The following is an 8,305-nucleotide window of genomic DNA, read 5'->3' as shown; positions in this document are numbered from 1 at the left end:
CCCATTTCTCGCGTCCAGTGATCACCACCCCTCATCGTCGGCCGCGCGGACGTCCGGAACATCCGTCTCTGCCGCCGTTACGCTCACGCGTCCCAGGTCACCGGCAGGCTCTTCACGCCGTAGATGTCGGCGGTCTCCGGCCGCAGCGTGACCTGCTCGGGCGGGACGGCCAGCCGCAGCGCGGGGAAGCGGTCGAGCAGCGCGCGGAACGCGACCCGCATCTCCACCCGGGCCAGCTGCGAGCCCAGGCACTGGTGGATGCCGTAGCCGAAGGCCACGTGCCCCGAGGCCTCGCGGTGGAAGTCGAGCACGTGCGGATCGGCGAAGCGCTCCGGATCGCGGTTGGCGGTGCTGTAGGACAGGATCACCGTCGACCCGGCCTTGATCGTCCGCCCGCCCAGCTCGACGTCCTCCAGCGCCGTGCGCATGAACGTCATCGCGACGGTCAGGTAGCGCAGCAGCTCCTCGATGGCCCGGTCGGTGATCGACGGGTCGTCGCGCAGCTCGGCCAGCTGCTCCGGGTGCCGCAGCAGCGCGAAGGACCCCAGGCCCAGCATGTTCGTGGTGGTGTCGAGCCCGGCCGCCAGCAGCAGCAGGGCCATCCCCTTGAGCTCCTCGTCGTCCAGGTCGGTGGACGTGAGGTCGCCGAGCACGTCGTCGGTGGGGTGGGCGCGCTTGGCGGCCACCAGTTCGGCGATGTGCTCCATCGTCGCGGCGTAGCCCAGGATCAGGCTCTCCTCGTCGCCCTCGCCGTTGAGGAACGAGTCGACCTGGTCCTGGAAGGTGGCCCGCTCCCCCTCCGGCACGCCGAGGATCTCCGAGATGACCGTGGCGGGAATGGGTTTCGCGAACGCGGGCACCAGATCCGCCCCGGGACCGGCCTTCTCCATCGCGTCCAGGTGGTCGGCGGTGATCTGCTCGACCCGCTCGGTGAGCAGCCGCATCCGGCGCACCGTGAACTTGCCCATGAGCGCCTTGCGGTAGCGGCGGTGCTGGGCGCCGTCCATGAACAGGAACTCGCCCGGCGAGGCCGGCGGGATCTCCACGTCGCCGTAGTCGATGGTCGGGTGCCGCAGGAGGTCCTTGCGGGCGCTGAACCGCACGTCGGCCAGCACGGACCGGACCAGGTCGTAGCCGGTGATCAGCCAGCCGGGCTTTCCGCCGGGGAACTCGTAGGGGATGATCGGCCCGCCCTGCTCGCGGGCCTCCAGCAGTTCCGCCGCCGGGTCGAACGGGCATCCGGCCGCGCGAGGCGGCGACGGGGTGCTCGCGGTGTAGGTGTAGTCGTTCATCAGCCGTTCCTCATCTGGGGGTCGTCGGTCGTCTCCACGCGCAGCAGCGCCTCGGCCTCCGCCAGCGACGTCGCCACCTCCTCCGGCGCGTCCCCGACCGCGATGACGTGGCCGAGCCGGTCGTAGGAGTCCGTCGGCGGCCGCACGGCGCGGCCGGGCGCGGCGGTGACGTGCACGGCGGTGACGCCGGGAACCCGCGCGGCGTCGGCGGTTCCGGTGATCGCGGTCAACCGGCCCGGCTGCCCGGCGGTGAGGAAGCGCAGGCCCGCGTGCCGGTGACGCTGCGGTTCGAGGTTCACCGGAAGTCCCGCGCTCGCCCGGATCTGCTGCTCCAGCAGGTCGATCCCGGTCGCGGTGCGGATGAGCTCGGGGATCATGCCGCCCGCGAGGCGTCCGTTGATCTCGATGACCGCGGGCCCGTCCGCCGTCAGCCGCGTCTCGACGTGCGCCGGCCCGTGGTCGAAGCCGACGGCCTTGAGCGCCTTGCGGGCGGCCTCGGCCAGCTCGTCGCGCTGCGCGGTCGCGAGGGTCGCCGGGAACAGGTGGCCGGTCTCGACGAAGTGCGGCAGCGGGGTCGCGGTCCGCTGGGTGACGCCCACGCACACGGCGTCACCGCCGGTGCAGAACATCTCCACGCTGAACTCCGGTCCGTCGGCGCACTCCTCGACGAGGACGCGGCCGGGACTGCGCTGCCCGCGCACGTTCTCGGTGATGGCCAGCACGCGCGCCGCGTGCGCGAGGGCGGTCGCCTCGTCGGCGCACCACAGCACGTTCTGCGAGCCGGACCCGTCGAGCGGTTTGACGACGCAGGGCAGGCCGACCTCCGCGACCGCCGCGGCGACGCCCTCGGCGTCCTCGGCGACGGCGAACGCGGGCTGCGGCACGCCCGCGTCCCGCAGGGCGGTGCGGGTGAGCTCCTTGTTCCGGCAGGCGGCGGCTGCCTCGGAGGACTTGCCGGGCACGCCCAGCGCCTCGGCGAGGCGCGCCGCGTGCTCCAGGTAGAAGTCGCTGGTGGTGGTGACGCCGCCGACCGGGCGCGAGCCGAGGGCGGCCAGCACGGCCGCGTCGTCCTCGGTGTCGCAGGTCAGCACCTCGCAGCCGGTGTCCTCCACGCCGCTGTAGCGGCTGGGGTCGGCGGTGACCAGCACGGGCGCGAAGCCGAGCCGGGTGGCGGTGCGCAGGGCGATCATGCCGGTGCCGGTGGTGTTGGACTCGACGAACACCAGCGCTCGCCGTTCTTCGCGCGGGATCGAGGAGTACGACCAGCCGGTCACGGTGGTGCCGAACGGCACGCGCGCGGGCGCGGCCGCGATCGGGCCGGTGGGCTCGTGCCGGTAGACGGTCTCGGCGTAGCGGTCCCCGCGATCCGGCATGATCCCGACCAGCCGGGTGCCGGGCTCGGCGTGGGCCGCCAAGTGGGTCAGCACGCGGTAGACCGAACCGGAGGTGTTGCCCGCGAAGATCTGCTGCTCGCGAGCGAGGCGCTGGGTGGCGTCGAAGGCCTCGTCGTCGGAGAGCCAGTGCACCTCGTCGAAGAGCCGGTAGTCGATGTTGTCCGGGAACAGGCTGTTGCCGAGCCCGCTCTGCTTGCGGGTCGCCAGATCGGGCTGTCCGAACAGGACGCTGCCGACGCAGTCCACCCCGACGACCTTGAGGTGCGGGAAGCGCTCCAGCAGCGCCGCCGACGTGCCGCACAGCGAGCCGCCGCTGCCGACCGAGCCGACCAGCACGTCCAGCGTGCCCAGGTCGGCGACCAGCTCGTCGGCCAGTCCCCGGTAGGCGGCGGGGTTCTCCGGGTTGCCGTACTGGCGCGGCCAGTACGCGCCCGGCAGCTCCTGCAACAGGTCGGCGAGGCGTTCCAGCCGGGCGCCCTGCCACCCCTCGGAGGTCATCGCCTCGACGACGTGCACGCTGCAGCCCAGCGCGGCCAGCTTGGCGCGGGTGAGCGGGTCGATGCGCGGGTCGGTGACGATGTGCACGGGATGGCCGAGCTGGGCGCCGACCAGCGCGAGCCCCAGCGCCATCGTCCCCGACGAGCTCTCGACGACGGGGGCGCCGTCGGCGAGCTCTCCCGTGCGGCGGGCTTCGAGGATCATGCGGCGGGCGACCCGGTCCTTCATGGCGTACGGGTTCTGCATCTCCAGCTTGGCGTAGACCTCCACGCCCTCCGGCGCGTCCGCGCGCAGCCGGACCACCGGCGTGTCACCGATGGCGTCGACGAGGGTGTCATAGCGCATGCGTGCTCCCAGGGACAGTGCCGGACGGATCTGCGCCCGACGGCTCGGCGGCGGACCGGTAGACGGAGGTGGTTCCGGGCAGCCGGGCGCAGGCGGCCCGGGCCGCGGCGATCGCCTCGGCGTGGCCGGGGTCGGTGGCGTCGAGCAGGAGCCCGGCCATGGTGCCGCTGTGGGTGCACACGACACCGGCGGCGCCGAGGTCGCCCGCGATCCGGATCAGGGCCTCGAGGTTGCGCTTGGGCAGCCACCGCTGGTTGAACACCGCGCTGCGGGTGGCGACGGCGCCGACGGCGGTCAGGTCCTGCGCGCCGATGGCGGCGGTGAGGTCGTCGGCGAGGCGCGCGTACTCGGCGGCCAGCACCGGTGTGACCCGCCGGGCGCGCCGGTTGTGGGCGACGGTGTCCACCAGACCGCCCTCGTCCACCGCGACGACGGTGGCCGGCGGCACGGGCCCGAGCCGGGCGCGGAGCTCCACGTTGCGGTGGTCGAACAGCACGACCCCGGGGTGCATGACGCCGTCGGTCGGCTCGATGGGACGCAACCAGTCCTCCACGCCCGAGGGCGAGACGTCCAGTCCGAGAACACCTCCCACGGCCCGCGCGGTGGCGACCAGGTCGGCGGAGGAGCTGGCGAGGCCCTTGCCGACGAGCAGGTCGCTGTCGAGGATCAGCGTCCCGCCACCGCCCGCGCCACCGGCGGCGAGCATGGCGCGGGCCAGCCGCAGCGACTTCGTCCGGTTCGCGGGGTACACGCGCGGCGGGCCGCTGCGGTCGTAGCGGAACCACGCGCGGGTGCCGTGGGTGATGGGGAACGTGGCCAGGAAATCGGTGCCGTCGGGCAGGATTCCCTGCAGGAGCTCGCCGAAGGTGCCGCGCGCGGCGGCGGCGCCCTCGTTGAGGTCCACGCCCGCGCGGCGGGCGGCCAGTGCCGGTTCCGTCACGCCGCCCTCCTCCGGCGGGCCGCGTTGTCGGCCCACGCCGCCTCCAGGGCGTCGAGTTCGGCGCTCTGCTCGGCCAGCAGTTCCCGCACCCGGTCGGGGTGCGCGGAACCCGCCGAGCGCTTCGCGCGCAGCCCCAGGTCGACGTCGAACGCCTCCACCAGCAGGGTTTCGACGTCGCCGTCGAGGCAGTGCCCGGACTCGGCCGCGGCGGCCCGCAGCAGGTCGGCGTCCGGTTCGGCGGGACGCAGCCCCCGCTCCACGGCGGTCTTGACGTAGCGGCCCGCGATGACCTGCGCGGTGCGCCACGGCACGCCGTGGGCGAGGGTGAGCCGGTTGGCGAGCGTGAACCCGCCGAGGTGGTCCTCGGCGCACGCCGCGCGCATCCGATCGGTGCGGAAGCTCGCCCCGGCCACGACCGCGTGCGCCAGCCGCAGCGCCGAGCGCAGCGAGTCCGCCTGGACCCGCAGCTGGCCGCCGACTTCCTTGGAGACCTCGACGGTGTTGCTGTAGGGCGTGTTGCGCTGCCCGGCGGCGATGTCGGCCGCCCGGCCCGCGACCTGCGCGCAGCGCCCCCGAATCCGTTCCAGGACGGGGAAGTTGCGCTTCTGCGGCATCGCGGCGGAGATGCCGGCCAGCTCGTCGGGCAGGTCGAGGAATCCGCGGGCGCTGCCGCCCCAGTCCATCAGGTCGGTGGTGAAGCGGCTGAGCGCGACCGCGAAGTGCGCGAGATCCGCCGAGATCGACGTGGTCCAGGAGCGGGACGCGACGGCCACCAGCGCGTGCGGCTGGGCGCGGGCGAACCCGAGCAGCTCCGCCATCCGGTCGCGGTCCCACGGCAGTTCCTGCCCGGCCATCGTGCCGGACCCCAGCGGGCAGGCGTCGCACTCGTCGTAGGTGCGCAGCATCCGGCGCAGCGCGGCGATCGTCTCGGCGGACAGGGCCGCCAGGTGGAAGCCGGGGCTGACGATCTGCGCGGCCTGGCCGTGGGTGTAGCCGGGCATGGGCGCGTCGGTGTGGTTCCCGGCGAGGGCGAGCACAGCCCGGGCGAAGGCGATCAGGTCGTCGGCGACGGCGGCGAGGGTGTCGCGCGCGGCCATCAGCTGGGCGCAGACCTGGAGGTCGTTGCGGCTGCGGTCGACGTGCCAGGCGGCGAAGGGCGCCACGGGCCCGTCCTGCACGTGGCGTTCCACGGCGAAGGAGATGTCGGACATGTTCTGCTCGGGATCGGCCCGCACCGCCTCGGGGTTCAGCTCGTCGAGCCGGGCGGCGAGCGCGGCGGCGCCCTCGGCGTCGACGAGGTCCATCCGGACGTACTCCAGCAGCAGGACCTTCTCGATCGCGACGTAGTGGCCGAGCAGGTGCTCGGCTTCGTAGGCGAACTGCGGGGCGAGCACTTCCTCGTGCCACACCTCGCTGGGGACGCCGTCGATCCGGCCGGTCACCTTCATGCCGTTCCCCCTCGCTGGTCGCGGAGCAGTGCGGTGGCGAGCCCGGCCACCGTCGGGTCGGCGAAGAACGTCCGCAGCGACACCTCGGCGCGGTGGGCGGCGGTGAGCGTCGCGAGCATCTTCAACGCCTGCAGCGAATGCCCGCCGAGGCCGAAGAAGTCCTGGTGCACGTCGGTGACCTCGGTGCCGAGGACGTCCCGCCACACCGCGGCCACCTCCCGCTCGCACGCCGTCGCCGGGGCGGTCGCGACGACCGGCTCGGGGTCGCGGGCGCCCGCACCGGTGGCCGCGCGGGCCGGAACCAGCTGCGACAGGCGGGTTTCCGGAGCTTCGAGCGCTGCGGCGAGCAGTCGGAGGTAGTCGGCCAGCAGCGCCTCGACGGTGGCGCGGTCGAACAGGGCGACGTCGTAGACGATGCGGACCAGCTCGTCGGTGACGTCGAGCAGCAGGTCCTCCTCGCAGGAGGACGCGGGAGCGCCGAGCACGCCGCCCGGGTCGTGGTTGAACGCGAGCTGGTACAGCGGCGGCACGCCCGGCGGGCGCGGCCCGGCCACCAGCTCGACCAGGGTCTGGAACGGGATGTCGTGGTCCTCGTCGGCCTCCAGCGCGGCGGCCACCCGCGCCACCAGCGCGGTCACGTCGGGATCGCCCGCGACGCTCACCCGCAGCACCCGCATGTTCACCAGGGCGCCGACCATCGGCAGCGTCGCGGCCTCGGCGCGTCCCGCCACGGGCAGGCCGAGCACGACGTCGTCGGAACCGGAGCGGTGGTGCAGCAGCGCCACGTACCCGGCGAGCAGCAGCACCACCGGGCGGGTGCCGTGCCACCGGGCGGCGTCGGCGAGGCGGGCTCGGACGTTCTCGGGTAGCGCGGCGCGCACCTCGGCACCGCGGAACGTGCGCGCCGCGGGCCGGGGATGGTCCAGGGGCACGCTGTGCACGGGTGGCAGACCCGCGAGCCGCGCGCGCCAGTGCGCCGCGAGCTCCGCGCGCCGCGCGGGCGTGAGGCGGGCGCGCTCGCGCCGCGCGTGCTCGCCGTAGCCGCACGGCAGATCGGGCAGGTCGGGCTCGCGGCCCTCCTGCCTGGCGGCGCAGATCTCGGTGAGCTCGGCGCGCACGTTGAAGCTGGAAGCGGTGTCGTAGACGGCGTGGTGGGCGGCCAACAGCACCGACCAGGCGCCCTCCCCCAGTTCCAGGACCGCCGCGCGCCACAGCGGCGGGCGTTCCAGGTCGAAGGGCCTGCGCGCCATCGCCGCCCGCAGCTCGCCGATCCGCTCGGCCTGCTCGGCGGGACCGAGTCCGCTGAGGTCGACGTGCTCGACCGGCGGTTCCACCCGCGCGCGCACGTCCTGCGTCAACCGCCCGTCGACGACGCGCAGGCCCGTGCGCAGCGACTCGTGGCGCGCGGCCAGCAGCGCCAGCGCGGCGACCAGGTCGCCGGCGACGAGGTCCGCGTGCATCGGGAACTCGTCCACCACGCAGTAGGTCGGCGGATCGTGGGTGAGCCGGGCGGCGAACCAGGCGCGTTCCTGCGCGAAGGACGCCGGCGGCGGCCCGTCACCGCCCGGGGCGGATCGGTCCCGCACGATCGTCCCCTCCCGCGGGTGCGTCGAGTCCCCGCGCGGCGCGCAGCGCGGTGCCGACGAGCTCCGCGATCCGCGGCTCGTGGTCGGTGAGGAAGAAGTGGCCGCCGTCGAAGACGTGCAGGTCGAAGGCGCCGGTGGTGTGCTCGCGCCACTGCCGCGCGTCGTCGACCGCGACGTGCTCGTCGGCGTCCCCGGTCAGCGCCACGACGTCGCAGTCCACCACGGCGCCGGGTCCCGGGTCGTAGGTCTCGGCGGCCCCGTAGTCCGCGCGCAGCGACGGCAGCGCGAGCCCGACCAGCTCGGGTTCGTCGAGCACGAGGCTGTCGGTGCCGCCCAGCCGCCGCACCTCGGCGATCAGGCCGTCGTCGTCGAGGAACCGGATCCCCCGGTCGACGCCCCGTCCGGGAGCACCGCGCCCGGACAGGAACAGGGCGTGCGGTGCGCGGGCACCGTCGCGGCGGCGCGTCAGGGCCAGTTCGAAGGCCACGGCGGCGCCCATGCTGTGCCCGAACAGGACGAAGGGGCGCCCGGCGATCATCCGGTCCAGCTCGGCCGCGGCCCCGCTCGCCAGCTCCGGCACGCTGCCCAGGCACGCCTCCCGCAGCCGGTCCTGCCTGCCCGGGTACTGCGCGGCGATGACGTCGGCCTCGGCCGAAAGCCGTTGCGACAGGGAGAAGTAGCCGCCCGCGGCCCCTCCGGCGTGCGGCAGGCACACCAGCGCGACCTCGGCGTCCGGGCGCGGGTGGAAGCGGCGGAACCAGGTGCCGGCGGTGCTGGGTGGTGCCATGTCGGGGTCGGTGTC

Annotated in this window: 6 protein-coding genes; all 6 read right to left on the bottom strand. The window is 74.4% G+C overall.

Annotated features, from left to right (window positions below; translation table 11 throughout):
* Window positions 1-83: 83 nt before the first annotated feature.
* The 6 genes from BM424_RS20415 to BM424_RS20390 are packed head-to-tail and all read right to left on the bottom strand — an operon-like array spanning window position 84 to window position 8,290.
* Window positions 84-1,292, bottom strand: coding sequence for a cytochrome P450 (locus tag BM424_RS20415; protein WP_093420505.1), 1,209 nt, complete (start codon window positions 1,290-1,292; stop codon window positions 84-86).
* Window positions 1,292-3,529, bottom strand: a complete 2,238-nt coding sequence (locus tag BM424_RS20410; RefSeq protein WP_093420502.1) for a pyridoxal-phosphate dependent enzyme — start codon at window positions 3,527-3,529, stop codon at window positions 1,292-1,294. The genes BM424_RS20415 and BM424_RS20410 overlap by 1 nt, the downstream gene beginning before the upstream one ends.
* A complete protein-coding gene (locus BM424_RS20405; RefSeq protein ID WP_217649774.1) occupies window positions 3,519-4,469 on the bottom strand; it encodes a GHMP family kinase ATP-binding protein in 951 nt (316 codons plus the stop codon). Before BM424_RS20405 ends, BM424_RS20410 begins: the two co-directional genes overlap by 11 nt.
* Complete coding sequence (locus tag BM424_RS20400) at window positions 4,466-5,917, bottom strand: argininosuccinate lyase (protein ID WP_093420500.1); 1,452 nt, start codon at window positions 5,915-5,917, stop codon at window positions 4,466-4,468. Before BM424_RS20400 ends, BM424_RS20405 begins: the two co-directional genes overlap by 4 nt.
* Window positions 5,914-7,503, bottom strand: a complete 1,590-nt coding sequence (locus BM424_RS20395; RefSeq protein ID WP_093420497.1) for a condensation domain-containing protein — start codon at window positions 7,501-7,503, stop codon at window positions 5,914-5,916. The genes BM424_RS20400 and BM424_RS20395 overlap by 4 nt, the downstream gene beginning before the upstream one ends.
* Window positions 7,475-8,290, bottom strand: a complete 816-nt coding sequence (locus BM424_RS20390; RefSeq protein WP_093420495.1) for a thioesterase II family protein — start codon at window positions 8,288-8,290, stop codon at window positions 7,475-7,477. Before BM424_RS20390 ends, BM424_RS20395 begins: the two co-directional genes overlap by 29 nt.
* Between the last annotated feature and the right edge of the window lie 15 nt (window positions 8,291-8,305).

It is taken from the genome of Saccharopolyspora flava, assembly GCF_900116135.1.
Classification (GTDB): Bacteria; Actinomycetota; Actinomycetes; order Mycobacteriales; family Pseudonocardiaceae; genus Saccharopolyspora; species Saccharopolyspora flava.
The sequence above is the reverse complement of the archived record's forward strand: the minus strand, read 5'-3'. Positions and strand labels throughout refer to the sequence as shown.

Coding starts and splice junctions, on each gene's coding strand:
- BM424_RS20415 (WP_093420505.1), bottom strand. CDS start 1,292: ATGAACGACTACACCTACACCGCGAGCACCCCGTCGCCGCCTCGCGCG.
- BM424_RS20390 (WP_093420495.1), bottom strand. CDS start 8,290: ATGGCACCACCCAGCACCGCCGGCACCTGGTTCCGCCGCTTCCACCCG.
- BM424_RS20410 (WP_093420502.1), bottom strand. CDS start 3,529: ATGCGCTATGACACCCTCGTCGACGCCATCGGTGACACGCCGGTGGTC.
- BM424_RS20400 (WP_093420500.1), bottom strand. CDS start 5,917: ATGAAGGTGACCGGCCGGATCGACGGCGTCCCCAGCGAGGTGTGGCAC.